Consider the following 26,765-nt stretch of genomic DNA (forward strand, 5'->3'; position numbering starts at 1 on the left):
CTTGCATGCCACACGCATCGCCTCCCTCCGCCTTGTCCGGCCGCCACCACGTGGTCGAGGCGGTGCCGTGCAGGGGGTGCTGAGCGGGTTCGCGGTGATCGCGGTGGTGATCGGCGTCGGGTATGCCATTGGCCGACGCGGATACCTCGGCGCACAAGGCCGCGAGGTGCTGACCAAGCTCGCCTTCCACGTCGCCTCCCCCGCGCTGCTGTTCACCACGCTCGCGGGGGCCGACCTCTCGGTGGTCTTCTCCACCCGGCTGCTGGTGACGGCACTGAGCACGGCGGCGGTGGCCGGGGTGTTCGTGGCGGTGGGCGTCGGACGCCGCTGGGGAGTGGGCCGTACGACGATCGGCGCGCTGTGCGCCGGATACGTCAACTCGGGCAACCTCGGCATCCCGATCGCCGTGTACGTGCTCGGCGACGCCTCACTGGTGGCGCCGGTGCTGTTGTTCCAGCTGGTCGGGGTGACACCGGTCGCGCTGACGGTGCTGGACCTCGCGGCCGACGGGGCGAGACGGCCGCTGTGGCAGCGGCTGCTGACGCCGTTGCGGAATCCGATCGCGCTGGGTTCGCTGGCCGGGGTGGCGGTGTCGGCGGCGGGTGTCCCGGTGCCGGGGCCGGTCATGGACCCCCTGACCCTGATCGGCAACATGTCCGTGCCCGCCGTCCTCCTCGCCTTCGGCATCTCCCTGCGGGGCGGCACACTGCCGTTGCGGGGCGCGGAGAAGGCGCCCGTGCTGCTGGCGGTGGGCCTCAAGACCGTCGCCCAACCGGTGATCGCGTGGGTACTGGCGGCGGGCGTCTTCGGGCTGCGGGGTGCGGCGCTGCTGGACGTGGTGGTGACGTCGGCGCTGCCGGCCGCGCAGAACCTGTACACGTACGCCAGCAGCTATCGGGTGGGCGAGGCGCTGGCGCGGGACGCGGTGCTGTTGTCGACGGTGGTCTCGGTGCCGGGGCTTGTTCTGGTCGCGGCGTTCCTGGGGTGAGGGAAGCCGCTGCTGTCAAGTGTCAGTTCGAAGGGCACCGGCAGCCGGATCGGCACGCCGAAGGGGCCCGCCTGCAGGATCCGGTACGCACCGTCCCCCGGCTCCCCATACAGGGTGACGGCCGGACCGCCAGGTGCCAGGGGGTCGATCAGGAGGTGGAGCGGGATCCCGGCCTCGGCGTATCCGGCGGGTTTCTCGCCGCGATCGCGGTTCGCCGTGACCTCCGAAACGACCTCCACGACGTGGACGGCCTCTTCTGCGGGAAGGAAGTCGACGTCCTCGGTACGCAACAGTCCGTCCGGAACCACGGCAACGTCGGGGACGTAGAGGCCAGGCCGGGACGGTACGGCCAAGGCCATCTGCTGGAAGATCCCCCAGTGCTCGGGAACCGCCTCGTGCAGGCGCCGATGCACCTGGCCCACAGTCCGGTGATGAGTGAGAGACGCGGGAGGTGTGATGCTGAGGACTCCGCCGATGATCTCCATCCGGCAGCCCTCGGGAGCGTCCGTCTCTCGCCAGAGCTGGACCAGTTGCTTCCATTCGTCGTCCATGGGGACATCCAAGACGCCGAACGGGACCGGTGATGGTTCACCGATCCCGTTCACCCGAATGAGGAAACCTCAGGTCAGGCGATACGTTCCAGCACCACCGGCGTCGGCGTGAAGTCCGTGCCGGGGGCCGCGATGTCGTAGGAGCCGTCGACCGCCTGGAGGGCGTAGTCGAAGCGCTCCGGGGTGTCGGTGTGGAGGGTCAGCAGGGGCTGGCCCTCGGTCACGGTGTCGCCCGGCTTGGCGTGGAGTTCCACGCCCGCCGCCGCCTGCACCGGGTCCTCCTTGCGGGCGCGGCCCGCACCGAGGCGCCAGGCGGCGATGCCGATGTCGTAGGCATCGAGGCGGGTCAGGACGCCCGACGACGGGGCCTTCACCACGTGCTGTTCGCGGGAGGTGGGCAGCGGCGCGTCCGGGTCGCCGCCCTGGGCCGCGATCATGCGGCGCCAGACGTCCATCGCCGAGCCGTCGGCCAGGGCCTTCGCCGGGTCGGCGTCCTTCACGCCCGCCGCGTCGAGCATCTCGCGGGCCAGCGCGATGGTCAGTTCCACGACGTCCGCGGGGCCGCCGCCGGCCAGGACCTCGACCGACTCGCGGACTTCGAGGGCGTTGCCCGCGGTCAGGCCGAGGGGGGTCGACATGTCCGTCAGGAGGGCGACCGTCTTGACGCCGCTGTCCGTGCCGAGGCCCACCATCGTCGACGCCAGTTCGCGGGCGTCCTCGATGGTCTTCATGAAGGCGCCGGTGCCGACCTTGACGTCAAGGACCAGGGAACCCGTGCCCTCGGCGATCTTCTTCGACATGATCGAGGAGGCGATCAGCGGGATGGCCTCGACCGTGCCGGTCACGTCGCGCAGGGCGTACAGCTTCTTGTCGGCGGGGGCCAGGCCGTCGCCCGCCGCGCAGATCACCGCGCCCGTCGTGTCCAGGACGTTCAGCATCTCCTCGTTGGAGAGCAGGGCCCGCCAGCCCGGGATGGACTCCAGCTTGTCCAGCGTGCCGCCGGTGTGGCCGAGGCCGCGGCCCGAGAGCTGCGGGACGGCCGCGCCGCAGGCGGCGACCAGCGGGGCCAGTGGCAGGGTGATCTTGTCGCCGACGCCGCCCGTGGAGTGCTTGTCCGCCGTCGGGCGGGACAGGGACGAGAAGTCCATGCGCTCGCCGCTCGCGATCATCGCGGCCGTCCAGCGGGCGATCTCCCGGCGGTTCATGCCGTTGAGCAGGATCGCCATCGCGAGCGCGGACATCTGCTCGTCGGCGACCTCTCCGCGGGTGTACGCGTCGATGACCCAGTCGATCTGCGCGTCGCTCAGCTCACCGCGGTCCCGCTTGGTGCGGATGACGGAGATGGCGTCCATGGCCATGGATTTCCTTCCGGTGGTACGGGAAGAGCGCGGCCCCTCTGATCGGGTATCGGTTCAGAGGGGCCGCGGGGAGTTACTTGGTGAGATGGTCCGGGCCGAAGGCCTGGGGCAGCATCTCCGCGAGGCGGAGGATTCCCGCCGGGGTCTCCAGCAGGAGGTCCGGGCCGCCGTGCTCGTACAGCAGCTGCCGGCAGCGGCCGCACGGGACGAGGGTGTCGCCGTTGCCGTCGACGCAGGTGAAGTGCGTCAGCCGGCCGCCGCCGGTGCGCTGCAGCTCGGAGACGAGGCCGCACTCGGCGCACAGGCCGAGGCCGTAGGAGGCGTTCTCCACGTTGCAGCCGGACACCGTGCGGCCGTCGTCGACGAGGGCGGCGACGCCGACGGGGTAGCCCGAGTACGGGGCGTACGCGTGGGACATGGCGTCCCGCGCCACCTCCCTCAGGGCCTCCCAGTCGACGGTCACTTGCCCTGTCCCTTCCGGTACGGCATGCCGTCCGCCTTCGGCATCCGCAGCCGCTGCGCCGACAGGGCGAGGACGACCAGCGTGATGACGTACGGCGTGGCGGAGACGACCTGGTTGGGGACCTCGTTGGTGCCCGCGTACCAGGCGAACACCAGCAGGCCCACGATCAGGGTGATACCCGCGGAGGTGTACTTCTTGCGGATCGCCAGCCAGATCGCGCCGATCAGCAGGAGCAGCGCGCCGAGCAGCAGCAGCGCGTGGACGTTCTCGGAGCCGCCGCGCAGGTTGAGGCTGTCGGTGTAGCCGAAGAGTCCGGCGCCGATGGCGAGGCCGCCCGGCATCCAGTTGCCGAAGATCATCGCCGCGAGGCCGATGTAACCCCGGCCGCTGACCTGGCCCTCCAGGTAGAAGGGGTTGGCCACGATGGACAGGAAGGCACCGCCGAGACCGGCCAGGCCGCCGGAGATGATCACGGCCAGGTACTTGTACTTGTAGACGTTGACACCGAGGGACTCGGCCGCGACCGGGTTCTCGCCGCAGGAGCGCAGCCGCAGACCGAAGGCCGTACGCCACAGGATCCACCAGGTGGCGGGGACCAGCGCGATGGCGATCAGGGTCAGCCAGGACACGTTGGTGACCAGGCCGCCGAGCAGGCCGGCGATGTCGGAGATCAGGAACCAGCCCTTGTCGTTGAGGTCCCTGAGGGCGTCGGACAGGCCCGGCACCGTGAAGTGGCCGAGGGACTCCACCGCCGGGGACTGCTTGGCGGAGCCGCCCTCGTGGCCCTCGAAGGCGAGGGGGGCCAGGTAGCGCGTGGCGCCGAGGGCGAGGATGTTGATCGCCACACCGGAGACGATGTGGTTGACGTTGAAGGTGACGGTGACGAAGGCGTGCAGCAGGCCGCCGAGGCAGCCGCCGACGATGCCGACCAGGACACCGGTCCACGGGCCCCACTGGAAGCCGGCCCAGGCGCCGAACCAGGTGCCGAGGATCATCATGCCCTCGAGGCCGATGTTCACGACGCCCGCGCGCTCGGCCCACAGGCCGCCGAGACCGGCGAGGCCGATCGGCACGGCGAGCTGGAGGGCGGTGGACATCTGGCTGACGTTGGTGATGCCGTCGGCGCCGGTGATGATGCGGACGAGCGAGGTCAGCGCCAGGGCTCCGGCGATGACCAGCAGCAGCACGGGCCACGACATCCGGCGGCCGGTCGGCGCCGCGGGCTGCAGCGTGGGCTGGTTGACGTCAGTCGGAGAGACGGGGGCGGTCATCGGCCAGCCACCTCCTTCGTGTTGTTGGCGCCGAGCACGTGACCGGCGGCGAGTTCCGCGCCGACCCGGCGCTGCTGGCGGCGCAGGCCCCACTCGCGGACGGCCTCGTAGGAGACGACGACCGAGAGCACGATCAGGCCCTGCATGATGACCGCGATCTCCTTGTCGTAGCCGTGGAAGTCCAGCTCGGGCGACGCCTTGTCGAGCCAGGCCCACAGCAGGGCGGCGAACGCGATGCCGACGGGGCTGTTGCGGCCGAGCAGGGCGATGCCGATGCCGAGGAAGCCGATGCCGGTCGGGAAGTTGAGGCTGTAGGTGTGGGTGTCGCCCATGAGGATCGGCAGACCGGCGAGGCCCGCGATCGCGCCGGAGATCAGCATGGCGGTGAGGACCATGCGCTTGGGGTCGACGCCGCTGGCGGCCGCCGCGGTCTCGGAGGCGCCGGAGGCACGCAGGTCGAAGCCGAAGCGGGTGCGGTTGAGGACGACCCAGTAGCCGATGCCGAGCAGGACGGCGAGGACGACCAGGCCGTAGATCTCGCCGGCCGCGCCCAGGTCGATGCCGGGGATCCAGCCGGACTCGTGCATCTCGCCGGTGGTGTTGTTGTTGCCGACCTTGACGCCGAAGACGTCGGGCAGCCACAGGTAGGCGATGACGGAGGTGGCGATCGCGTTCAGCATGATCGTCGCCACCACCTCGCTGACGCCGCGGGTGACCTTCAGGACGCCGGCGATGCCGGACCAGAAGGCACCGGTGAGCAGCGCGGTGAGCAGCAGCAGCGGGACCTGGAGGGCGGCCGGCAGATCGGCGTGCGCGCCGACGATGGCGGCCATCATGGCGGCGAGCTGGTACTGGCCGTCGACACCGATGTTGAACAGGTTCATCCGGAAGCCGATGGCCACCGCGAGGGCCGCGATGTAGTACAGCGTGGCCTGGTTGATGATCCGGACCTGGATGTCGGAGAAGGTGGCCTGCTCGAACATCACGGCGAACGGCTCGACCGGGTTCTTGCCGGAGGCGATCAGCACGATGGCGCTGAGCGCGAAGGCCACGGCGAGCGCGATGACCGGTCCGGCCACCGCGAGGAGCACGCGCTCCTTGTCGAACTTCTTCATCAGCGGGCCTCGTCTTCCGTACCCGGGCCGTCGGTCGGGGTCTCTTCGTGTTCGAGATGGCCGGTGGCGGCGCCGGTCATGGCGGAGCCCAGCTCCTCGGGCGTGATCGTCGCCGGGTCGGCGTCCGCGACCAGCCTGCCGTTGTAGATCACCCGGAGGGTGTCGGACAGGCCGATCAGCTCGTCCAGGTCGGCGGAGATCAGGAGCACGGCCAGGCCTTCGCGACGGGCCTCGCGGATGTGGTCCCAGATCGCGGCCTGCGCGCCGACGTCCACACCGCGGGTGGGGTGGGCGGCGATCAGGAACTTCGGGTTGTGGCTCATCTCGCGGCCGACGATCAGCTTCTGCTGGTTGCCGCCGGAGAGGGAGGCAGCGGTGACGTCGATGCCCGGGGTGCGGACGTCGTACGCGGTGACGATCCGGCGGGTGTCGGCCTGCGCGGCCTTCGGGTCCAGCCAGACGCCCTTGGCGTTGGGCTTCTCGGTGACGTGGCCGAGGATGCGGTTCTCCCAGAGGGGTGACTCCAGGAGCAGGCCGTGGCGGTGGCGGTCCTCGGGGATGTAGCCGATGCCCTGCTCACGGCGCTTGCGGGTGGCCCAGGCGGTGATCTCCTCGCCCTCCAGGGCGATGGTGCCGGAGTCGGCGTGCTTGAGGCCGATCAGCGCGTCGACCAGTTCCGTCTGGCCGTTGCCCTCGACGCCGGCGATGCCCAGGACCTCGCCCGCGTGGATGGTGAAGGTGATGTCGTCGAGGATCGCCTTGCCGCCGGGGGCCTCCAGGCGCAGCTTGTCGACGGTGAGCACCGGGCGGTCGGTGACCGTGGACTCGGCGGTCTCCGGGGTGGGCAGCTCGCTGCCCACCATCATCTCGGCGAGCTGACGCGGGGTGATCTCGGAGGGGACGGCCGTGCCGACGGTGGTGCCGCGGCGGATGACGGTGATGTCGTCGGCGACCGAGAGGACCTCGCCCAGCTTGTGGGAGATGAAGATGACCGACAGGCCCTCGGCCTTCAGCTCGCGCAGGTTGTCGAAGAGCGCGTCGACCTCCTGCGGCACGAGCACGGCGGTCGGCTCGTCGAGGATCAGGGTGCGGGCGCCGCGGTAGAGGACCTTGAGGATCTCCACGCGCTGGCGGGCGGCGACGCCGAGCTCCTCGACCAGGAGGTCGGGGTGCACGTCGAGGCCGTAGCGCTCGGAGATCTCCTTGATCTTGCGGCGGGCCTTGGCGCCGATGCCGTACAGCTTCTCGCTGCCCAGCACGACGTTCTCGAGCACGGTCAGGTTGTCGGCCAGCATGAAGTGCTGGTGGACCATGCCGATGCCGCGGGTGATCGCGTCGGCGGGGCTGTGCAGGGTGACCTGTTCGCCGTCGATGGTGATGGTGCCCTCGTCCGGCTTCTGCATGCCGTAGAGGATCTTCATCAGCGTCGACTTGCCGGCGCCGTTCTCGCCGACGAGGGCGTGGACGGTGCCCTTGCGGACGGTGAGGTGGATGTCGTGGTTGGCCACGACTCCGGGGAATCGCTTGGTGATCCCGGCGAGTTCGACGGCGGTCGCCTGACCGTTGACCGCCGCTCCGGCCGGAGGGCTGCTGGACGCGTTGATGGCGCACTCTCCTGGGGACGGGGGTCGTCTACGCGCGTAGCGCCCCTACGGCATCGAAAGGGGGCGACGCACCGCGACAACGGGGTACGGGGAGACAGCCTCCCCGTACCCCGTTGAGCGGACGTAACCCCGCGGTTACACAGTGCTCAGGGTCTTGCGGATCAGCTGGACTTGACCTTGATCTCGCCGCTGATGATCTTCTCCTTGGCGGTCTGGACGGCCTTCTGGACCTCGGCGTCGTCCGCGAACTTCGGGTTGGAGTTCGACAGGCTCACCTCACCGGACTTCAGATCGCCACGAACGATACCGGTCTGCGGCTTGCCGTCCTCGACCGACTTCGCAAGGTTGTAGACCGCCTTGGCCACGTCCTTCATGGCCGAGGTGAGGATCGAGTCCTTGTACTTGGCGAGGGCTTCCTGCTGGTACTGGTCGGAGTCGACACCGATCGCCCACACCTTGTTGGCTGCGGCGGCCTCGATGACGCCCTGACCGGAGAGACCGGCGGCCGCGTAGACGATGTCGGCCTTCTTCTCGATCTGGCCCTCGGCGGCCGTCTTGCCCTTGTCGGGGCTGGAGAAGCCGCCCTCCTCGGCCGTCTGGGTCAGGTACTGGGAGAGCACCTTCACCTTCGGGTCGGTGTCCTTGACGCCCTGCTCGAAGCCCGCCTGGAACTTGTGGATCAGCGGGATGTCCACACCGCCGACGAAGCCGACGACGTCGGTCTTGGTGGACTTGGCGGCGGCGACGCCGGCCAGGTAGGAGGCCTGCTCCTCGGAGAACACCAGGTCGGCGACGTTCTTCGCCTCGACCGTGGAGTCGTCGACGATGCCGAAGGTGGTGTCCGGGTACTTCTCGGCGGCGCCCTTGATGGCGGAGGCGTAGGCGTAGCCGACACCGATGACCGGGTTGTAGCCCTGCTTGGCCAGCGACTCCAGACGCTGCTGCTTGTCGGCGTCGGTCTCGCCCTCGGTGGGCTCAATGTCCGCCGTCTCGTACTTGAACGCCTTCTTCGCCTGCTCCAGGCCCGCGTACGCGGCGTCGTTGAAGGACTGGTCGCCCTTGCCGCCGACGTCGTAAGCGATGGCGAGGCCCTTGTCGCTGTCCGAGGACGAGCTGCTCTCGGTGGAGGTGCCGCCGCAGGCGGAGAGAGCGAGGGCGAGGGAGGCGGTCGCTGCGCCCGCGACCGCGATACGGGAAACCCGGCGCATGTGTGGTGCTCCTGTCGTACTGGCGTGCCCGGACTGCTCCGGGATCGCTTAGCGCCGCACGGTTCAGCATCGGCGCTGGCTTCGCCGCAGATTAACGCGCGTAGACCTGCCTGAAAACCCCTTCTGTCCACCTTGTTATCCGGCCGTGGCCAACGCCACGGAGCACACGGGAGCGGGCTCGCCGAGCGCGTAGGGCGGGTGGCGGTGGGTGACCTGGGGCGGGAACGGCGAAGCGGGCGGACACCGTGGGTGCCCGCCCGCTTCCGATCGGTACGACCGGGTTCGCCCTTTTCAGCCGGGCGGCCTGGTCGCGACGTGAGCCGTTACTCGGTCTTGACCTTGATCTGGCCGGAGGTGATGCCCTCCTTGGCCTTGGCCACGGCGTCCGTCAGGCCCTCGACCTTGGCGAACTCGGGGTTGCTCTCGGCGAGGCCGACGCCGTTGACCTTCAGGTCGAAGGTCTGGGTGCCGGTCAGCGGCTTGCCGTCCTCGACGGACTTGGCGAGCGTGTAGACCGCGCCGCCGACGTCCTTCAGGGCGGAGGTGAGGATGAACTTCTTGTACGACGCGAGGGCTTCCTGCTGGTACTGGTCGGAGTCGACACCGATCGCCCAGACCTGCGCCTTGGCGGCGGCCTCGATCACGCCCTGCCCGGAGAGACCGGCCGCCTGGTAGACGACGTCGGCCTTCTTCTCGATCTGGCCCTCGGCGGCGGCCTTGCCCTTGTCGGGGCTGGAGAAGCCGCCCTCCTCGGCCGTCTGGGTCAGGTACTGGGAGAGCACCTTCACCTTGGGGTTCGTCGCCTTGACGCCCTGCTCGAAGCCGGCCTCGAACTTGTGGATCAGCGGGATGTCCACACCGCCGATGAACCCGACGGTGTTCGTCTTGGTGGCCTTGGCGGCCGCGACACCCGCGAGGTAGGAGGCCTGCTCCTCGGCGAAGACCAGGGAGGCGACGTTGTCGCCCTCGACGACCGAGTCGACGATGCCGAAGGTGGTGTCCGGGTAGTCCTTGGCGACGGCCTCCATGGCGGGGCCGTAGGCGAAGCCGACGCCGATCACCGGGTTGTAGCCCTGCTTCGCGAGGGACGCCAGGCGCTGCTCCTTGTCGGCGTCCGTCTCGCCCTCGGTGGGCTCGATGTCGGCGGTCTTGTAGCCGAACTCGTCCTTGGCCTTGGTCAGACCGGCGTACGCGGCGTCGTTGAAGGACTGGTCGCCCTTGCCGCCGATGTCGTACGCGATGGCGAGACCGAGGTTCTCCTTCTCGCCGTCACCGCCGCTCTCACCGCTGGTGCCACCACAGGCGGAGGCGGCGAGCGCGAGCGACGCGACCCCCACCGCGACGCGGGTCAGTCTGGATATCCGACGCATCTGAAGTTCCCCATTCTCCAAAGCCCCGCAGTGGGCGCTCGGTTCCGGCGCACATTAACGCGCGTAGAAACTCCAGGGAACGGGGTTCCCCGTGGCCGTTATCCATTCGTGCCGGTGGCCCGTTACGTGCGGGTGAACCACCGGCTCGAAAGGTGTGCTCCGGACATATCCAGGCTGCATCCAGGGCCCGCCGGGCACAAGCCCGGCGAGACACCCCCTAGGGGGTGTCTCGTCGATCAGGCCGGATCAGGGAGCGGCGCCTGGTGCCGTGCATCGCAAGGCGGAGGAGGGAGCCGATGCGATGGGGGTCCCCCTGCTCGAGCGGAGCCGAGAGCTTGGGGGAATCGGGGACCGACGACAACGCGGCGAGGCGCGGTGCCAGGCGCCGCGAGCCCGGCATGCTCGGCGAGACGTCCCCTAGCGGCCGCCGTCCAGCAGGGCTGCCGCGGTGAAGAGTTCCACGCCGACCGTGATCGCGTGCTCGTCGACGTCGAAGTCGCCCTGGTGGAGATCACGGACGGTGCGCTCGCCGGGGACCCGGACACCGAGGCGTGCCATCGCGCCCGGGACGTGCTCCAGGTACCAGGAGAAGTCCTCGCCGCCGAGGCTCTGCTCGGTGCCCTCGACGGAGTCCAGGCCGCGGCGGATGGTCATCGCGTCGCGGAGCAGTTCGGTGACGCCGGGTTCGTTGACCACCGGCGGGACGCCCCGGACGTAGTTGATCTCCGACTTGGCCCGGTGCAGGCCCGCGACCTCGTCGATCGCCGCGTGCACCAGGTCCGGCGCCTGCCGCCAGGCCTCCAGGTCGAGGCAGCGGACGGTGCCCGACAGCTCGGCGTGCTGCGGGATGACGTTCGGGGCGTGGCCGGACTCGATCCGGCCCCAGGTGACCGAGAGGCCGCTGCGGGCGTCCACGCGGCGGGCGACGATCGCGGGGACGTCGGTGACCACCCGGGCCACCGCCGTGACCAGGTCGGTCGTCAGGTGGGGGCGGGCGGTGTGGCCGCCGGGGCCGTCCAGGGCGATCTCCAGCCGGTCGCAGGCGGAGGTGATCGGGCCGTGCCGCAGTCCGATGCGCCCGGCGTCGACGCGCGGGTCGCAGTGCACGGCGATGATCCGGGCCACCCCGTCCAGCGCCCCGCTCTCGATGGCCTCGGCGGCGCCGCCGGGGAGGACTTCCTCGGCGGGCTGGAAGATCAGCCGGACGGGGCGCGGCAGCAGGCCCTGCTGGTGCAGCTCGGCGAGGAGCAGCCCGGCGCCGAGGACGACCGTCGTGTGGACGTCGTGACCGCAGGCGTGGCAGCGGTCCGGGACCGTCGACCGGTAGGCGCACTCGGTCTTGGCGTCCGGGATCGGCAGCGCGTCGATGTCGGCGCGCATCGCCAGCATCTCGGGGCCGCCGCTCCACTGCCCGCCGTCGGCGCCGATGTCACAGACGAGGCCGGTGCCGGCCGGGAGTACCCGGGGCTTGAGGCCGGCCTGCTCCAGGCGGGCCTTGATCGCCTTGGTGGTGCGGAACTCCTGGTTGCCCAGCTCCGGGTGCATGTGCAGGTCGCGGCGGAACGCGACGAGCTCGGCTCGCAGGTGTTCCGGCAGCGTGCCCGGCAGCACCGCTTCGCCGGGGAGGTCGGCCTCGGACTCCAGTGACATCAATTGCTTCACCCTCTGAAGGGTAGGACGCCCGGGCGGCCGACTGTCCTGAGATCAACAAAAAATCAGCCCGTTAGGGGAAGAAAATCTGACCGCCGTGCGCATAGGTACCAGGTGGGGTGGGTAAACTCGCGCGGTTCGGCCGACCGCGACGACCGTCCGGACCGGTGCGAGGCCCACCCACTTCTCCACGGATACCACGCCCTGCCCCACCCACGCTTTTCCGTTCACCCACCGGAACACGGCTACGGCTGCTCCGCACGGAGTTTTTCCGCCCGCGCGGCGGGGTCGTAGGCCGGGCCGACGCCGTCGGCCAGGACGACGTCGCCCTGGATGTGGTCGGTGCGCAGCCGGAGGATCGCCTGGTAGGCCGGTGAGGCGTACCAGGCGCGGGCCATGTCCAGATCCGGGAACTCGATCAGCACGATGCTGCCGGGCCAGCTGCCCTCGAGTACCCCCGCCGGCGGGCCGTGGACGACGAACCGGCCCTGGAAGGGGTCGAGGGTGGCCTGGATGCGGCGCAGGTACTCCAGGATGTCGGGATGGTGCCGGCGGCTGCGCAGATGGGCGAGACCATAGGCGGGCACGGGGCCTCCTTCGGCCGAACGGGTGGTCCGCCCGACCGTAGCCAGGGGGCCGTACCGCCGCGATTACCCCAGAGGTAAGCGCCCGCCGCCCCTACACCGCCTGGACCGCCGACAGCCGGTGCACGTCCCGGGCCGTCCCCGTCACCCCGTCCAGGAAACCCTGGGCGCGCGGGGAGGCCGTGCGGGTGAGCCAGGCAGGATCGATGTCACAGACCGCGACGCGGACCTCGGTGCCGGCGAGGGCCAGCGGGAGGGTGTGGACGACGGTCGAGGGGAAGCTGAGGATCGTACGGCCGATCGGGCCCCGGCGGGCGATCAGCTCCAGCGGGAGGTCGGGGCGGACCACCTCCAGGCCGGTCTCCACCGCCAGCCGGTGGAGTTTCTCCGCGCTCTCGCGGCGGTGGGCGAAGTAGCGCAGCGCGCCGTGGGCGCGGGCCAGGGAGGTCACGGCGGCCAGGTAGCGGTCGCCGTCGACGACCCCGGTCTCCACCAGGGAGGTGCCGACCATGTCGGCGCCCTTGGTGATGCGGGGCGGGCCGAAGCGGGCCCGGGTCCAGGAGAAGTCGTTGGCCCGGACGGTCACCCCGCCCGGGGTCTCCTCGATGGGCATGGAGGAGAAGATCTCGACCCTGCGGTCCGCCGCCGGGGTGAGACGGCGGCGGGCCGAGGACGACACCGGGGCGAACGCCAGGTCGCGGGGCCCGGGGCGGGTGCCCTTGCGGTGCCAGCGGACCAGGCGTTCGCCGCGGGCCAGCTGGGTGACGAACTCCATGGTCGCCGTGCCGTCGTCGACGACGACCAGGTCACGGGCCCGGGTGATGGTCAGCAGCAGCTGGACGTAGCGCGAGAACGGGTCCCCCATGACGATGCGGTCCGCGCGGCGCAGCGCCCCCGTGAGCCCGCCGACCGTCTGGAAGGGTGCCAGCGCGCCGCCGCGCGCCTCCTCCCAGCGGACCTCGTGGCCCTCCTGACGGGCCAGCTCCGCCATCCGGCGCAGCTGGCCGCGGGTCATCGGGTCGACGGGCGACAGGACCACCAGGGTGAGCCCCGCGCCGGGCGCGTGGGCGTGCGCCCACTCCAGCACGTTCAGCAGCTGTACCGGACTCTCGACGAACGCGAGGGTGTGCGGTCCGGCATTCGGGCCGGCATGACCGGCGCGGGGGCTCATCGGCGTACGACCGTCCCGTCGTATGGGGGTTGTAGGGGTTCGGCTCGGTCAGACGGTGACGGGCTCGCCCGCCGCCGCGGCGATCTCGGCCTCGGCGACCACGCCGGTCACGCGGCGCAGCTTCTTCATCGGGCCCAGCTCGGAGTCGTAGACCTTCTTCACGCCGTCACCGAGGGAGGCCTCGATGGTGCGGATGTCGCGGACCAGGCGGGAAAGGCCCTGCGGCTCGACGGAGGCGGCCTGGTCGGAGCCCCACATGGCGCGGTCGAGGGTGATGTGGCGCTCGACGAAGACGGCGCCGAGGGCGACGGCGGCGAGGGTGGTCTGCAGGCCGGTCTCGTGGCCGGAGTAGCCGATCGGGACGTTCGGGTACTCCTTCTCCAGCGTGTTGATCACGCGGAGGTTCAGCTCCTCGGCCTTCGCCGGGTAGGTGGAGGTGGCGTGGCAGAGCAGGATGTTGTCGCTGCCCAGGACCTCGACCGCGTGGCGGATCTGCTTCGGGGTGGACATGCCGGTGGAGAGGATGATCGTGCGGCCGGTGGCGCGCAGGGCGCGCAGCAGTTCGTCGTCCGTGAGGGAGGCGGAGGCCACCTTGTGGGCGGGGACGTCGAACTTCTCCAGGAAGGCGACGGCCTCGGTGTCCCACGGGGAGGCGAACCAGTCGATCCCCTTCTCCTTGCAGTACTCGTCGATCTGGCGGTACTCGTCCTCGCCGAACTCCACGCGATGGCGGTAGTCGATGTAGGTCATCCGGCCCCAGGGGGTGTCGCGCTCGATGTCCCACTGGTCGCGCGGGGTGCAGATCTCCGGGGTGCGCTTCTGGAACTTGACCGCGTCGCAGCCCGCCTCGGCGGCCGCGTCGATCAGCTTGAAGGCGTTCTCCAGCTCGCCGTTGTGGTTGATGCCGATCTCGCCGGTGATGTAGACGGGGCGGCCGGGGCCGGCCTCGCGGGAACCGAGCGTGCGCAGACGGGAGTTGGTGCTCATGACTGGAACGTTCCTTACTTGGTGGGGGCGGGAGAGTCGAGAGAGGGTCCGAGGATCCAGCCGGCGATCTCTCGGATCGCGCCGTCGCCACCGGGGACGGTGGTGACCGCGCGTGCGGCGCCGCGAACGACGTCGTGGGCGCCGGCGACCGCTACGGGCCAGCCGACGAGGGCGAAGCAGCCCAGGTCGTTGACGTCGTTGCCGACGTAGAGCACGCGCTCCGGCGCGATGCCCTGTTCCTCGCACCACTGCTTGAGCGCGAGGTCCTTGCGGTCGATGCCGTGCAGCACCGGGAGCTTGAGCTTCCGGGCCCGCGCGGCGACGACCGGGTTCTGTTCCGTGGACAGGATCAGCAGCTTCAGGCCCGACCTGCGCAGGGCCGCGATGCCGAGTCCGTCGCCGCGGTGCACGGAGACGAGCTCCCGTCCGTCGGAGTCGATCAGCACCCGGTCGTCCGTCTGGGTGCCGTCGAAGTCGAGTACGACCGCGTCGATGTCGTCGGCGGTCGGCAGGGCGCCGGGCCGTTCCGCGTCGAACAGCGGCGCGAGGGCCCTGGCGCGGGCGAGGTCGTGCGGGTCGTCGATCTCCAGGACCCGTGCCGGGTCCGTGCGCACCAGTTCCGTACGGCCGAAGAAGCGGTGCTGGTGCTTGCGGAAGCCGGGCGCGTCCATCGCGTAGGCGGCGCCGGTCTCCAGCAGGTCCTGGGGGCGGTCCTGGCGGCGGGGGCGGAACGACTTGTCGTGGTTGACGCCGAAGGCGCCCCCGTCGTCGCCGTCGGGGGCGTCGCGCCAGACGAAGCCGTGGAAGGGCGCGACGGTGACGGCCGTGTCGGCGCCGTTCTCCGCGACGGCCGCCGCGACCCCGTCGACGTCCTCGCGGACCAGGAAGGGGCTGGTGCACTGGACGAGCAGCACCACGTCGACCGGGGAGCCGTGCAGCGCCTCGTGCGTGTCCATGGCGTGCAGGACGGCCGCCTCGGAGGTGGCCGTGTCGCCGGCGATGGCGGCGGGGCGCAGCACGACCTCGGCGCCGGCCGCGCGGGCCGCCTCGGCGATGGCCTGGTCGTCCGTCGACACCACGACGTCGGTCACCAGCCGGGTCGCCCGGCATTCGCGGACCGCGCGGGCGACCAGCGGAACACCGCCGACCGGGGCGAGGTTCTTCGCGGGCACGCCCTTGGAGCCGCCGCGCGCGGGAATCACCGCGAGCACCCGGCGCAGGGCGGCGCCTGTGCCCGTCTGCGGGTGGGACATGGGCTCTACTCCTTGAAGTGGGATCGCACGGCTCACAGCTCGCCCATCCGCCGGATCACCGGGGCCACCCGCTGCACGCCGTGCCGGTAGGCGCCGCGGGCCGCGCGGCGGACCATCTGGCGGACCGGGCCGGGGTCCTTGTCGTGGGCGGGGGCGCCGGGCAGCGGGGTGCCGTCGGGGCCGAGGTGGTGGCGGGCGAGGATGCCGGGCAGGTAGCCGGGGGCGGTCGCCGGTGTGTAGTACGGGGTGAGCGGGGGCAGCGCGTCCGCGGCGAGCAGCTTGGCGATGCGTTCGCGGGCCGCGTCGAAGGCGGTGGCGTACTCGTCTCCCCCAGAGGGGGTACCCCCAGCGGCGACGCCCTGCCGGGCCACCCAGCCGGGGTCCGGCACCGGCCGGTGGCCGGCGTCGAGCTGGTCCCAGGAGGCGAGGCAGCCGGACCCGACGAAGTGGTGGTTGCCCAGCGCCTCGCGGATGCCGAGGTCGGTGAGGACGACGGTGGGCACGCGGCGGTGCAGGGACTCCAGCGCGGCCGTGGAGCTGACCGTGACCAGCAGGTCGGTGCGGTCCAGGACCTCGCCCATGTTGCCGTACACCAGGCGGAAGTTGGGTGGCAGGTCGAGCTTCTGCGCCAGCTTCTGGTAGGGCAGTTCCTCGATGTGCGTGGTGTGTTCGCCGGGCTTGGAGCGCAGCTTCAGCAGCACCTCGCGCTCGGGGTGCAGCCGGGCGTGCCGGACGAGCCGGTCGAGGAGGTACGTGCGGTCCTTGCGGCTGTCCGGGACGGACGGCTGGGCGGCGAAGACGACCGTGTACGGGTCGTGTTCGCCCGCGTAGGGCGCGCCGCCGAGGAACGGGAGCGCCACCTCGGTCACGGCGGAGGAGTCGGCACCGACCCCGTCGTACACGGCGCGGAACCGCTCCGCGTCCTGGCGGGAGTTGGCGAGGACGAGGTCCGCGCCGTGCCGCAGGAGCAGGCCGTCGGCGAGCTTCTCGTAGACGACGCCGACGTAGCCGGTGACGACGACGGGCCGGTCCGCCCGGTCCTCCCACACCCGCTTCAGTCCGTGCAGCATGGCCTGGACACCCCCGCCGACCAGCGCGAGGACGAGGACGTCGTACGACTCCTGCGCCATGGTGCGCAGGAACTCGACGGCGGTGACCTCGCGCAGGGAGTCGGCGCGTACGCCCACCTCGGCGAGTTGCCGTGGGGTGGGGGTGGCGCGGCCGCGCAGCAGGAATCCGTCCAGGACCGGGGCGGCTTGCGCCGCGTCCGCGGTGGCGGCTTCCACGGACGGAACCGGAACGATGCGGTCCGCGGTCAGCGCACCCCATTTCCAGCGGGTGTCGGAGTCCGCGAGTACCGCGATCCGGGTGGGCTTCGTTGTACTTGCTGGCACACGGAAGACGCTAGGAAGCGATTCCGAGTTATGGCCCAACCGTGACTCAACAAAAAGTTAACAGCACCCCACCGAGAGCCGAACTGGCTCGTCGCAGCCCGGGAAGTACACGGCATGCACCGTTCCGACACATGGAGTTCACCCCCCGTACCGGCACCGGAAAGTTCCGCAGCCGGGCCGCCTCCTAGGCTTTCTCGGGTGCCAAAGCTCTCCGTGATCGTGCCCTTCTACAACGTTCAGCAATTCGCCCCGGACACCCTCAGAAGCCTTCGCGCAAATGCTCGCCCGGACTTCGAGTTCATCCTGGTCGACGACAAATCGAAGGACGAAACACCGGCCATTCTCGAACGCGCGGCCGAAGAACTTTCCGGGCTCGCGCAGGTGCGCTGTATCCGCCGGGAGGAGAACGGCGGACTCGCCACCGCGCGCAACACCGGCCTCGACGTGGCGACCGGCGAGTACCTGGCCTTCCTGGACGGTGACGACTGGCTCGCCCCCGGCTACCTGCCCGAGCTGGTCGCCGCCATCGAGGGGCTGGGCTGCGACTTCGTGCGCACCGACCACGTCCAGGCGACCGCGCGGGCCCGCTCCGTGCACCGGGCGCCGGTCGGACGGCGCGGGGAGGTGCTGAACCCACGCGAGGCGATCCTGCCGGCCGACCGCACCACGTCGGTCGACTACGCCTACGCCTGGGCCGGCGCCTTCCACCGGCGGCTGCTCGACCGGGGCCTGCTGCACTTCACCGACGGGCTGCGCACGGCCGAGGACCGGCCGTGGATCTGGAAGCTGCACCGGGAGGCGGAGTCGTTCGCCGTGGTGGGGCTGCTCGGCGTGTTCTACCGGCGCGGGGTCGCCGGGTCGCTCACCCAGATCGGCGACGTCCGCCAGCTGGACTTCATCCGTGCCTTCGACCAGGTCGTCGGGGAGACCGCCGCGGACCGTGACGCCGACCGGCTGCTGCCGAAGGCGGTGCGCACCTACTGCGCGATCATCGCCCACCATCTCTCGGAGATCGAGAAGTTCGAGCCGGCCGTGGCCAAGCAGCTGCGGGTCATGTGCGCGGCGGCCATGAAGCGCATGCCGCAGAACGCCCTCGGTGACGTGCTCGACACCATGGACTTCCAGCGCGCCGCCAGGCTGCGGCGGCTGCGGCGCCGGATCACCAATGGGAAGGCGGCTGCCTGATGTCCCGTACCACCCAGATCTTCTGCGTCTCCACGCTGTACGGCGCGGCCACGCTCGCCGCCGCGCTCGACTCCGGCTGCTTCGCGGAGCCGGAGCCGGGCCGCCGGGTGCTGCTGGTGTTCAACAACTCGGCGACGCCGGAGACCACCCCGGCCGTCGACGAGATGCCGGGCTTCGGCGCGCTGCGCGACCACTTCGGCGAGGTGCTGTCGTACAACGAGGCGATCCGCCCCTTCCACCCCGGTGCCTGGCAGCCGCGCGGCGACGACCTGCCGCTGTTCGAGCGCTATCTGCGGCAGTTGTGGCGGCTGGGCGACGACCGGGTCGAACTGGTCGTGGAGTCCCTCCAGGTCAATCCGGCGCTCGGGCTGGCGCAGATCTTCACCGACGCCCCCCTGCACGTCTACGCCGACGGCCTGATGAGCTACGGCCCCACCCGCAACAAGCTCGACCCGCTGGTCGGCACGCGCGTGCGGCGGCTGCTCCATCTGGACCTGGTGGCGGGGCTGAAGCCGATGCTGCTGACCGAGTTCGACGTGCCGGCGGAGGTGGTGCCCACCGACGCCTTCCTGAAGGTGATGGGCGACCTCACCGGCGCCGCGGGCGACCTGCCCGCCGTGCCGGACGGCGCGGCACTGCTGCTCGGCCAGTACCTCTCCGCGCTGGACATCCTCACCCCCGCCGAGGAGGAGGAGCTGCATCTGCGGATGCTGCGCGGAGCCGTCGGACGCGGGCACCGTTCCGTGGTGTTCAAGCCGCACCCCACGGCCCCGGCCGGCTACAGCCTGGCCCTCCAGGCGGAGGCCGAACGGCTCGGCGTCGACCTGGTCGTCGTCGACACCCCCGTGCTCGCCGAGGTGCTGTACGCGAAGGCGCGGCCCGCGCTGGTGGTCGGCTGTTTCTCGACGGCCCTGTTCACCGCGTCCGTGTTCCACGACCTGCCGGTCGCCCGCATCGGCACCGGGATGCTGCTGGACCGGCTGGCGCCGTTCCAGAACAGCAACCGCGTCCCCGTCGCCCTCGCCCACGCGCTGCTGCCGGACCTGGAGTCGCCCGGCCGGGACGCGCCGGGCCTGCCCGCCGAACTGCTCCCCGGTCTCGTCACGGCCATGGGTTTCGCCATGCAGCCGCAGGTCTACCCCTCGCTGCGGCCCGCGGCCGAGGAGTTCCTGGCCCGCCACTTCGGTCCCCGTACACAGCCCTACTTCAAGCGGCGCCGGCTGACCGCGCTGGGGCTGCCCGGCGGGCTGCCGCAACGGCTGGCGTTCCTGCCGCGCAACTCCACCGCCCGCCGGGTTGTGCACCGCGGGCGGGTGATTCTGAAAGCCGTACGGCGCTGATACAGAGCTGATCCGGCGCTGATCCGGCGTTGACGCGGCGCTGCTGCGGCGCTGCTGCGGCGCTGATCCGGCGCTCACGCGGCGCCGAGCCGTTCGCGCCGGGAGTGTTCACCTGCCGTCCACCGTGAAGCCACCCGCGTCCAGGGGCCTTGGGGCACATTCGGCCTCCGGTCGAACGAACGGTGGAACCCCATGACGAACCCCCTGGCGGGATTGTTCAAGGCACGGCAGAAGGAGGCCGCCAGGCTGGACCTGTACGCCCGGAACATGCGTCTGTGCGGCGAGTACCTCGCGGCGCGGGGCGACGGGTCCGCTCCCGGGCAGGCCCGGCTCGTCCAGGCGATCGGCGTCCTCGCGACGTCCCTGGACGACACCTCGTCGGCGGACCCCTTCGACGCCCTGCTCCAGGTGGGCGAGCGCGCGCTGGAGGCCGGCGGGGAGGACGGGCAGGCCCTCGCCCTGGGGGTCACCGAGGCGGCGACGCGGATCCGGCAGCGGTCCAAGGGGGCCTGGCGGCTGCGCGGCCTGGCGCTGGACGGGCTGGGCCGCGACGCCGAGGCGCTGGAGTGCTACGAGCGCTATCTGACGCTGGCGGGCGGCACCGACGCGGCGGCGGAGGTCGTCCGCCGGATCGACACCCTGCGGCGTCGGCGGGCGTGCGTGGAGGCGGCCGTCGCGGTGTTCCCCGAGGCCGGTTCCCCGCTGCGCGACCTGGCCGGCGAGCGGACCGCGACCACCGCGGCCGTCACGACGGAGTTCGCCGCGTTCGTGCGCGCGCGGGTGGCCCGGCACGGCATGGGCCACCACGAGGTGCGGCGCCTGCTGCGGCTGTACGGCGAGTACCGGCGGCTCGTCGAGCGCGACGGGCCTGCCGACCCGGCGCCCGGCGGCAGCACGCCGATCGGGGCCGCCGGTCTGCGCGGCCTGATCGCGGGACGCACGGTGTGCGTGGTCGCGAACGGCGAGGAGGTCGCCCGGAGCACGCTGGGCGCCGAGATCGACCGCTACGACCTGGTGGTGCGCTGCGACTCCTTCCGCCTCCGCGCGGAGGGCACCGGCGAGCGCACCGACCTGCACGCCGTCACGCTGCGGGGCGACGCGCCGTGGAACGGGCCCGCCTGGACCCGGCCGACGGGGATCCGGCTGGTGTTCGGCGACCCGGCCGCCGGGTGGCGCCGCGCCGTCCGGCAGCGCCTTTCCCCCGGGGCGCAGGAGCACATCGGTGACGCCTCCCTGCGCCGGCCCCTGACCGACCCGGCACTGCTGGGTGAGACCGGCTGGGACGCCGGGACCGGCACCGCCTTCACCACCCTGCGGCTCCTGGACTTCCTGGACGTCAGCCCCCGCCTGGACCTCATCGGCTTCCAGCCGCCCGGCCGGCTGCGGCCGAGGGAGGCCGAGTGGGTCATGGACCGTGCGACGCATGTCGACGACAGCAAGATGAGGATCGCCCTGCGATGACCCACTCCTCCGCGGACGACCGCAGAACCATCACCGGCAAGCGCCGGATCGCCTTCGCCGTCCACACCGACGCCGAACGGCTGCCCCACCTCGCCCCGCTGATCCGCAGCCTGGCGCTGACCAACCCGGACGTGTGCGAGGACTTCGTGGTCCTGCACCCCGGGCTGCCCGACTCCGCGTTCGACGCGCTGCGCGCCCTGCACCCGCGGATCGTCACGCGCCACGCGGACAGCCGTACGGACGTCTTCCGGCTGGCGGACTACGACACCGTCATCGCCCTCACCTCGTCCATGGTGGTCCTCGGGGACCTCGGCGAGCTGCTGCGGATGCGTCACGGAGTCGGTGTGGTTCCGCAGTTGGCGGATGACGGGGGGCGCTCCGTCCGGCCGGACGGCCTGCTGGTCGTCCAGCGCGCCGACGTGGCCGACGCCGTGGCGGACCGGCTCACCGGTGACGCCGACCTGGACGCCGTGCTCGGTGAGGTCCTGGTCCCGGTCGACGCGCGGTACGACTTCCTCACCCGGCGGCTCCACGACGACACGCCCGTCCCCGCGCACGTCGCCGTCCTGCGCTTCACCGGCCCCTTCGACGAGCCCGGGTACGGCCCGGCCACCGAGGCGCGGCGCCGCTTCGAGATGAGCGACGAGGACTTCCGGGCCGCCTACCGCGCCCTGCCGGGCGGCAAGCACCCCGATCTCCTCGCGCACTTCGCGCCGCCCCTGCTGCGGGCGCGTCCCTCGCTCGACCTGGCCCGGACGGTCGCCGACGGGTACCGCAGGCAGGGCCGCTACGACGAGGCCGTCGACGTCCTCGCCCCGGTCCTGCGCGACCGGCTGGACGCGCCGCGCTGCCAGGAGACGCTCGGCCTGTGCCTGATGGCGCTGTCCCGCTACGACGAGGCGGAGGCCCATCTGCTGCTGGCGGCGGCGTCCCCCGACGTCGCCCCGCGCGCGTTCGCCCAGCTGGCCCGTCTGGCCTGGTTGTGCGGGCGGGAGGAGGACGCGCACGCCTACGCCCGCGACGGTCTGGAGGCCGACCCCACCGACGCCGGGTGCCACGCCTGGTTCGTCCGCACCCGTCCCGACGCGCCGGGACGGCCGGAGCAGCCGGAACCGGCGCCGGCCGCCGAGCAGCTGGCGCACGTGGCGCTGTTCGCCGAGGGGCAGGAGAACGCCGGTGACAAGGTCCTGCCCGAGGCCGTGCGCATGTGCTTCGACACGGACACCGGCCCGCGGCGCTGGTACCAACAGCCGGTGCACCGGCTGGTCGACGAGGCGGCGCTGGAGCAGCTGAACGCGCGGCGCGGGGTGATCGTGGGCGGCGGCGGGCTGTTCCTGCCGGACACCTCCCCGAACGGCAACAGCCACTGGCAGTGGAACATCCCGGACGACGTGCTGGCCCGGATCACCGCGCCGCTGGCGGTGTTCGCGGTCGGCTACAACGTGTTCGACGGACAGCTCTACCGCCGGGGCCGGTTCGCGGAGAGCCTGCGGGCGCTCGTCGAGCGCTCGGCGTTCTTCGGGCTGCGCAACCACGGCTCGATCGAACGTGTGCGTGAGCTGCTGCCCGCCGGGCTGCGCGACCGGGTGCGCTATCAGCCCTGCCCGACCACGGTGGCACGGCATCTGGTGCCGGGCTGGACCGACCCGGCGGAACGCTCCGACACCGTCCTGGTGAACTGCGCGTACGACCGCGCGGGCCTGCGGTTCGGCCACGACTACGGCCACTTCCTCGCCGAGATGGCCACCGCGCTGAGGCAGCTGCGGGGCAGAGCGGACGTGCGGTACGCGGCGCACATGCCCGCCGACGAGAAGTTCGTGCACGACCTGCGCCGCGAGCACGGCATCACGCTGCCCGTGGAACAGTTGTACGACATGTCGAACGACGGGATCCGCGATCTGTACCGCCGGTCCCGGCTGGTGGTGGGGATGCGCGGGCACGCGGGGATGATCCCGTTCGGCTGCGGCACCCCGATCCTCAGCCTCGTCTCCCACCCCAAACTCGCCTACTTCCTCGCCGACATCGGCCGGCCGGAGTGGGGGCTGTCCGTGCACGACCGGTCGCTGGGCCCCCGGCTCGCCGAGCGGGCGGCGGCGGTACTGGACGACCACACGGCCGCCGTGGCGGATGTGCACAGTGCCCAGGACCTGCTGTGGAAGACCACCCGTTCGAACATCGAGGAACTCCGGGAGATCTTCGGTCAGGCCTGAGACACCAGGAATTCACGTTTACCGAGCGCGGAATTCACCTGTCCGCACCTCGGGCGACACCGGCGACTTCGGGGCCCTAGTTAGCCTGTTCTAATAACACCCTTCGAACATGAGAGGGCCCTGTGCCGAAACTGTCCGTTGTCGTGCCCATGCACAATGTGGGGGCCTTTGCCGAGAGCACGCTGCGGAGTCTCGCCGGCAATGCGGAAGACGACTTCGAGTTCCTGCTCGTCGACGACTGCTCCACGGACTCCACGCCATGGGTGATCGACCGCTGGACAGAGAAACTCCCGGGCGCCAAGGTGATCCGGCACGAGCAGAACATGGGCATAGCCCAGGCGCGCAACAGCGGAATCGACGCGGCGAACGGGGAGTTCATCACCTTTCTCGACGGCGACGACTGGTACGGGCCCGGCCACCTGGCCGGGCTCGTCGACGCGATCGAGGAACTGGGCTGCGACTTCGCCCGCACCGACCACGTCCAGGTCACCGGCAAGGACCGGGTGCTGCGCCGTCCCCCGGCCCGGATGCGCGACACCGTGATGGATCCGCGCGACGGCATCGCGCCGGCCGACATGGAGACGATGGTCGACTATCCCTTCGTCTGGGCGGGCATCTACCGGCGGCACCTCTTCGACGACGGCGGGATGCGCTTCGCCACCGAACTCCGCACCGCCGAGGACCGGCTGTGGATCTGGCGCCTGCACCTGAAGGCCCGGACCTACGCCTCCGTCGGCCTGCACGGGATCTTCTACCGGCGGGGCGTGGCGACCTCGCTCACCCAGATCAAGGACTCCCGTCAGCTGGACTTCATCCCGGCCTACGACGCGCTGCTGCAGGACGTCCTGAACGACCGGGAGTCCGAGCGCTTCCTCCTCAAGGCCGTGCGCACCTACTGCGCCATGATCGCCTTCCACATCGGCAAGGCCGACGAGTACGAGCCCACGGCGGCCCAGCGGCTGCGGCGCGAGGCGAGCGCCGCCCTCCGTCGCATGCCCGAGCACGCGCTGGAGGAGACCCTCAGAACCATCGACAGCACCAGGAGCAGGTTGCTCAGCCGCCTGCGTGACGGGCGGAAGGCTGCCTGATCCATGGCCCACAGAACCCAGATCTTCCAGGTCTCGACCCTCTACGGGGCGGCCACCCTCGCCGCGGCGCTGGACGCGGGCCGGTTCGGACCGCGCGCCGAGGCCCGGCGCATCCTGCTGGTCTCCAACAACGCCGCGATACCGGAGACCGCGCTGCGCCTCGACGAGATGCACGGCTACGAGCGCATAGCCGGCCGGTTCGACACGGTGGTCAGCTGGAACGAGGCGATCCGCCCGTACCACCCCAGCAGTTGGGGCCCGCGGGGCAACGACACGGTGATCTGGCAGCGGGCGTTCCGGCTCGCCTGGGGCATCGGCGAACGCGACCGGATCGACCTCGCCGTCGAGTCGATCCAGGTCAACCCGGGCCGCGCGCTGGCGGCGATCTTCTCCGAGGCCGCGATCCACGTGTACGCCGACGGCCTGATGAGTTACGGCCCGACCCGGGACAAGCTGCCGCTGACCATCGCGTGCCGCATCCGGCGGCTGCTGCACCTCGACCTGATACCCGGCCTCGCCCCGCTGCTGCTGTCCGAGTACGGCGTCGAGTCGGAGGTCGTCCCGGACGCGGCGTTCCGCCGGGTGCTCGACGAGATCTCCCAGGACACGGCGGACGACCCGCGGCTCGCGCCGGCCCTGGCGGAGAAGCCGACGGCCGTGCTGCTGGGCCAGTACCTGGCGGCGATCAACATCCTGAGCGCGGAAGAGGAGGAGGACCTCCACGTCCGTATGCTCACCGGGGCCGCGCGGGCCGGACACCGGTCCGTGGTCTTCAAGCCCCACCCGACCGCGCCCGCGAGCTACTCGGCGGCGCTGAGCAAGGCGGCCGCGGAGGCCGGCGTCCGGCTCACCGTGCTGGACGCGCCCCTGCTGGCCGAGACGCTGTACCGGCACGCCGAGCCGGAACTCGTCGTCGGCTGCTTCTCCACCGCCATGGTGACCGCCTCCGCCTACTACGGCGTGCCCGTCGGCCGGGTGGGGACCAGGCTGGTGATGGAGCGTCTGAAGCCGTATCCCAACAGCAACCGGGTGCCGCTCGCCGTGATCGACCACGTGGTGCCCGACCTGGAGCGCGGTGCGACGCCCGCCGTCGTCGGCGCGGCCCCCGAGACCCTGTCGCCGCTGGTGCGGGCGATCGGCTTCTGCATGCAGCCCGACGCGTACAAGAAGCTGCGGGAGCCGACGGTCGCCTGGCTGCGCGACCACCTGGCGGACACCCCTCGCCAGTACTTCCCCGAGCTGCGGCTGGCCGAGCTCGGCCTGCCCGGCAGCCGCCCGCAGGTGCGCGCGAAGCTCCAGGTGCGGCGCGCCAAGCGCGTCGTACGCCGGGCGGTGCGCCGCGGCGGCGCCCGGAAGTGACCCGCCCCCACGGGCTTCGACCTCCCCAGCTCACCCCCCAGGAAAGGTGCGCGGTGCCGAACAACGCAGCCGTACGCTTGCCGCAGCAGAGACAGGGCACGTCCGAGCAGTCCGAGCAGTCCGCCCAGCAGCGCGAACACCGCTACGACATCGACCTGATGCGGCTGATCTGCTCCGCCACGATCATGCTGGGGCACGTGGGTGCCCAGTTCATCCTCGCGACGAAGAACGACCCGGCCAACGGCGCCGGATCGTACTGGGCCGGGCATGTGGCCGAGGCGATCAACCCGTACGCCGTCCCGATGTACTTCGCCATCGCCGGCTGGGCCGTCCTGGTCGGGGCGCCCCCGCGCGACACCGGGAAGATGTGGAAGCGGATCGTCCGTAACACCGTGCCGCTGTTCGCGTGGACGGCGATCTACCTGGTCTGGGCCTGGCTGCGGAACCGCAACGACGAGCCCATGACCGAGCTGGCGACGGACTCCCTCTTCGCCTCGGTACAGCCCGCGTACCACCTGTGGTTCATGTACACCTACATCCCGATCATCATCCTGCTGGCCTTCGCGATGCTCATCAAGGCCGGGCAGCGGCCCTGGCGGCTGGGCGCCGTACTGCTCGGCATCGCGGTCCTGCCGAGCGTCATGACCACGGTCTCCGAGGTCACCGGCCACGAGATGCCGACCGTCGCCTGGGGCTTCGGCACCTACTCGCTGGTGTACGCGGTCGGCGGGGCCCTGCTGTTCGCGCTTCCCCGCGTCACCGTGCGGTGGCGCCGCGCGCTGATGCTGCTGCTGCCGCTCACCATGGCCGGGAGCCTCTGGTACAACACGCAGATCCACTACGTGATGCCCAACGCGCACCTGTTCGTCGCCGCGATGAGCATCTGCGTACTGCTGCTGATCAGCAGGATCCGGGTGCCCGAGAAGCGCCGGCCCCTGCTGAAGAAGCTGGCGGGAGCCGCCCTCGGCGCGTACATGGTGCACGTGCTGTTCGTCGAGGAGATCGTCCGGCCGCTGGTGTCGCCCGACCTGAGCGGTCCGGTGGCGGGGCTGCTGCTGGTCGGCCTGGTGGCCACGGTGATGGCGCTGTCGTTCGCCGCCAGCCTGCTGTGGGGCAGGCTGAATCTGCGGCGGCTGCTCGGCTGACCGCGTTCGC

The 26,765-nt window shown here is 71.2% G+C and carries 22 protein-coding genes; 8 read left to right on the forward strand and 14 right to left on the reverse strand.

Going from position 1 to position 26,765, the window contains the following annotated elements; translation table 11 throughout:
• Nucleotides 1–67: 67 nt before the first annotated feature.
• Nucleotides 68–988, forward strand: a complete 921-nt coding sequence (locus ACSU6L_RS14160) for an AEC family transporter (RefSeq protein WP_437056899.1) — start codon at nt 68–70, stop codon at nt 986–988.
• Here ACSU6L_RS14160 and ACSU6L_RS14165 read toward each other — a convergent pair.
• The 14 genes from ACSU6L_RS14165 to ACSU6L_RS14230 all read right to left on the reverse strand — a co-directional run bounded on the left by ACSU6L_RS14165 (nt 892) and on the right by ACSU6L_RS14230 (nt 16,967).
• Nucleotides 892–1,539: a Uma2 family endonuclease gene (locus ACSU6L_RS14165; RefSeq protein WP_437056901.1), complete on the reverse strand. Its 648-nt coding sequence runs from the start codon at nt 1,537–1,539 to the stop codon at nt 892–894. The two genes, ACSU6L_RS14160 and ACSU6L_RS14165, sit on opposite strands and share 97 nt — an antisense overlap.
• Before the next feature lie 74 nt (nt 1,540–1,613).
• Nucleotides 1,614–2,891: a thymidine phosphorylase gene (locus tag ACSU6L_RS14170; protein WP_437056903.1), complete on the reverse strand. Its 1,278-nt coding sequence runs from the start codon at nt 2,889–2,891 to the stop codon at nt 1,614–1,616.
• Between the two features lie 79 nt (nt 2,892–2,970).
• Nucleotides 2,971–3,360, reverse strand: coding sequence for a cytidine deaminase (locus ACSU6L_RS14175; RefSeq protein WP_437056905.1), 390 nt, complete (start codon nt 3,358–3,360; stop codon nt 2,971–2,973).
• A complete protein-coding gene (locus tag ACSU6L_RS14180) occupies nt 3,357–4,631 on the reverse strand; it encodes an ABC transporter permease (protein ID WP_437056907.1) in 1,275 nt (424 codons plus the stop codon). The genes ACSU6L_RS14175 and ACSU6L_RS14180 overlap by 4 nt, the downstream gene beginning before the upstream one ends.
• Nucleotides 4,628–5,746, reverse strand: a complete 1,119-nt coding sequence (locus tag ACSU6L_RS14185; protein ID WP_437056909.1) for an ABC transporter permease — start codon at nt 5,744–5,746, stop codon at nt 4,628–4,630. The genes ACSU6L_RS14180 and ACSU6L_RS14185 overlap by 4 nt, the downstream gene beginning before the upstream one ends.
• Entirely contained in the window at nt 5,746–7,350 is a 1,605-nt protein-coding gene (locus ACSU6L_RS14190) for an ABC transporter ATP-binding protein (protein WP_437064886.1), read from the reverse strand. Before ACSU6L_RS14190 ends, ACSU6L_RS14185 begins: the two co-directional genes overlap by 1 nt.
• 161 nt (nt 7,351–7,511) lie before the next feature.
• On the reverse strand, nt 7,512–8,558 hold the full coding sequence (locus ACSU6L_RS14195; RefSeq protein ID WP_437056911.1) for a BMP family lipoprotein: 1,047 nt from the start codon (nt 8,556–8,558) through the stop codon (nt 7,512–7,514).
• A gap of 323 nt (nt 8,559–8,881) precedes the next feature.
• Nucleotides 8,882–9,928, reverse strand: a complete 1,047-nt coding sequence (locus ACSU6L_RS14200) for a BMP family lipoprotein (RefSeq protein WP_437056913.1) — start codon at nt 9,926–9,928, stop codon at nt 8,882–8,884.
• A 417-nt stretch (nt 9,929–10,345) separates the two neighbouring features.
• Entirely contained in the window at nt 10,346–11,578 is a 1,233-nt protein-coding gene (locus ACSU6L_RS14205) for an amidohydrolase (RefSeq protein ID WP_437064887.1), read from the reverse strand.
• Between the two features lie 245 nt (nt 11,579–11,823).
• Nucleotides 11,824–12,165 carry a DUF1330 domain-containing protein gene (locus tag ACSU6L_RS14210; protein ID WP_437056915.1) on the reverse strand — a complete coding sequence of 114 codons (342 nt, stop codon included), beginning with the start codon at nt 12,163–12,165 and terminating at the stop codon, nt 11,824–11,826.
• Nucleotides 12,166–12,256: 91 nt separating this feature from the next.
• A complete protein-coding gene (locus ACSU6L_RS14215; protein ID WP_437056917.1) occupies nt 12,257–13,333 on the reverse strand; it encodes a hypothetical protein in 1,077 nt (358 codons plus the stop codon).
• 48 nt (nt 13,334–13,381) lie between these two features.
• On the reverse strand, nt 13,382–14,320 hold the full coding sequence (locus ACSU6L_RS14220) for an N-acetylneuraminate synthase family protein (protein ID WP_437056919.1): 939 nt from the start codon (nt 14,318–14,320) through the stop codon (nt 13,382–13,384).
• A gap of 14 nt (nt 14,321–14,334) precedes the next feature.
• A complete protein-coding gene (locus ACSU6L_RS14225) occupies nt 14,335–15,573 on the reverse strand; it encodes a cytidylyltransferase domain-containing protein (protein ID WP_437056921.1) in 1,239 nt (412 codons plus the stop codon).
• 32 nt (nt 15,574–15,605) lie between these two features.
• Nucleotides 15,606–16,967 (reverse strand): DUF6716 putative glycosyltransferase, encoded by a 1,362-nt coding sequence (locus ACSU6L_RS14230; RefSeq protein WP_437056923.1) that lies wholly within the window; start codon nt 16,965–16,967, stop codon nt 15,606–15,608.
• A 198-nt stretch (nt 16,968–17,165) separates the two neighbouring features.
• On the opposite strand from ACSU6L_RS14230, the gene ACSU6L_RS14235 reads away from it, so the two are divergent.
• The 7 genes from ACSU6L_RS14235 to ACSU6L_RS14265 all read left to right on the forward strand — a co-directional run bounded on the left by ACSU6L_RS14235 (nt 17,166) and on the right by ACSU6L_RS14265 (nt 26,755).
• Entirely contained in the window at nt 17,166–18,152 is a 987-nt protein-coding gene (locus ACSU6L_RS14235) for a glycosyltransferase family 2 protein (RefSeq protein WP_437056925.1), read from the forward strand.
• Nucleotides 18,152–19,492, forward strand: coding sequence for an alpha-2,8-polysialyltransferase family protein (locus ACSU6L_RS14240; protein ID WP_437056927.1), 1,341 nt, complete (start codon nt 18,152–18,154; stop codon nt 19,490–19,492). Before ACSU6L_RS14235 ends, ACSU6L_RS14240 begins: the two co-directional genes overlap by 1 nt.
• Before the next feature lie 192 nt (nt 19,493–19,684).
• Nucleotides 19,685–20,953, forward strand: coding sequence for a glycosyltransferase family 29 protein (locus ACSU6L_RS14245; RefSeq protein WP_437056929.1), 1,269 nt, complete (start codon nt 19,685–19,687; stop codon nt 20,951–20,953).
• A complete protein-coding gene (locus ACSU6L_RS14250; protein ID WP_437056931.1) occupies nt 20,950–23,163 on the forward strand; it encodes a polysaccharide pyruvyl transferase family protein in 2,214 nt (737 codons plus the stop codon). Before ACSU6L_RS14245 ends, ACSU6L_RS14250 begins: the two co-directional genes overlap by 4 nt.
• Before the next feature lie 122 nt (nt 23,164–23,285).
• Complete coding sequence (locus ACSU6L_RS14255; RefSeq protein WP_437056933.1) at nt 23,286–24,251, forward strand: glycosyltransferase family 2 protein; 966 nt, start codon at nt 23,286–23,288, stop codon at nt 24,249–24,251.
• 3 nt (nt 24,252–24,254) lie between these two features.
• Nucleotides 24,255–25,610: a polysialyltransferase family glycosyltransferase gene (locus ACSU6L_RS14260; RefSeq protein WP_437056934.1), complete on the forward strand. Its 1,356-nt coding sequence runs from the start codon at nt 24,255–24,257 to the stop codon at nt 25,608–25,610.
• Between the two features lie 53 nt (nt 25,611–25,663).
• Nucleotides 25,664–26,755, forward strand: coding sequence for an acyltransferase (locus ACSU6L_RS14265; RefSeq protein WP_437056936.1), 1,092 nt, complete (start codon nt 25,664–25,666; stop codon nt 26,753–26,755).
• Nucleotides 26,756–26,765 lie beyond the last annotated feature (10 nt).

The organism is Streptomyces sp. enrichment culture (assembly GCF_964272855.1).
In the GTDB taxonomy this organism is placed as follows: Bacteria; Actinomycetota; Actinomycetes; order Streptomycetales; family Streptomycetaceae; genus Streptomyces.

What these genes read in the sequence shown, in the direction of transcription:
- ACSU6L_RS14170 (WP_437056903.1), bottom strand. Translation starts at nt 2,891, where the DNA reads ATGGACGCCATCTCCGTCATCCGCACCAAGCGGGACCGCGGTGAGCTG.
- ACSU6L_RS14205 (WP_437064887.1), bottom strand. Translation starts at nt 11,578, where the DNA reads ATGTCACTGGAGTCCGAGGCCGACCTCCCCGGCGAAGCGGTGCTGCCG.
- ACSU6L_RS14260 (WP_437056934.1), top strand. Translation starts at nt 24,255, where the DNA reads ATGGCCCACAGAACCCAGATCTTCCAGGTCTCGACCCTCTACGGGGCG.
- ACSU6L_RS14215 (WP_437056917.1), bottom strand. Translation starts at nt 13,333, where the DNA reads ATGAGCCCCCGCGCCGGTCATGCCGGCCCGAATGCCGGACCGCACACC.
- ACSU6L_RS14220 (WP_437056919.1), bottom strand. Translation starts at nt 14,320, where the DNA reads ATGAGCACCAACTCCCGTCTGCGCACGCTCGGTTCCCGCGAGGCCGGC.
- ACSU6L_RS14225 (WP_437056921.1), bottom strand. Translation starts at nt 15,573, where the DNA reads ATGTCCCACCCGCAGACGGGCACAGGCGCCGCCCTGCGCCGGGTGCTC.
- ACSU6L_RS14240 (WP_437056927.1), top strand. Translation starts at nt 18,152, where the DNA reads ATGTCCCGTACCACCCAGATCTTCTGCGTCTCCACGCTGTACGGCGCG.
- ACSU6L_RS14245 (WP_437056929.1), top strand. Translation starts at nt 19,685, where the DNA reads ATGACGAACCCCCTGGCGGGATTGTTCAAGGCACGGCAGAAGGAGGCC.
- ACSU6L_RS14250 (WP_437056931.1), top strand. Translation starts at nt 20,950, where the DNA reads ATGACCCACTCCTCCGCGGACGACCGCAGAACCATCACCGGCAAGCGC.
- ACSU6L_RS14165 (WP_437056901.1), bottom strand. Translation starts at nt 1,539, where the DNA reads ATGGACGACGAATGGAAGCAACTGGTCCAGCTCTGGCGAGAGACGGAC.
- ACSU6L_RS14185 (WP_437056909.1), bottom strand. Translation starts at nt 5,746, where the DNA reads ATGAAGAAGTTCGACAAGGAGCGCGTGCTCCTCGCGGTGGCCGGACCG.
- ACSU6L_RS14195 (WP_437056911.1), bottom strand. Translation starts at nt 8,558, where the DNA reads ATGCGCCGGGTTTCCCGTATCGCGGTCGCGGGCGCAGCGACCGCCTCC.
- ACSU6L_RS14200 (WP_437056913.1), bottom strand. Translation starts at nt 9,928, where the DNA reads ATGCGTCGGATATCCAGACTGACCCGCGTCGCGGTGGGGGTCGCGTCG.
- ACSU6L_RS14180 (WP_437056907.1), bottom strand. Translation starts at nt 4,631, where the DNA reads ATGACCGCCCCCGTCTCTCCGACTGACGTCAACCAGCCCACGCTGCAG.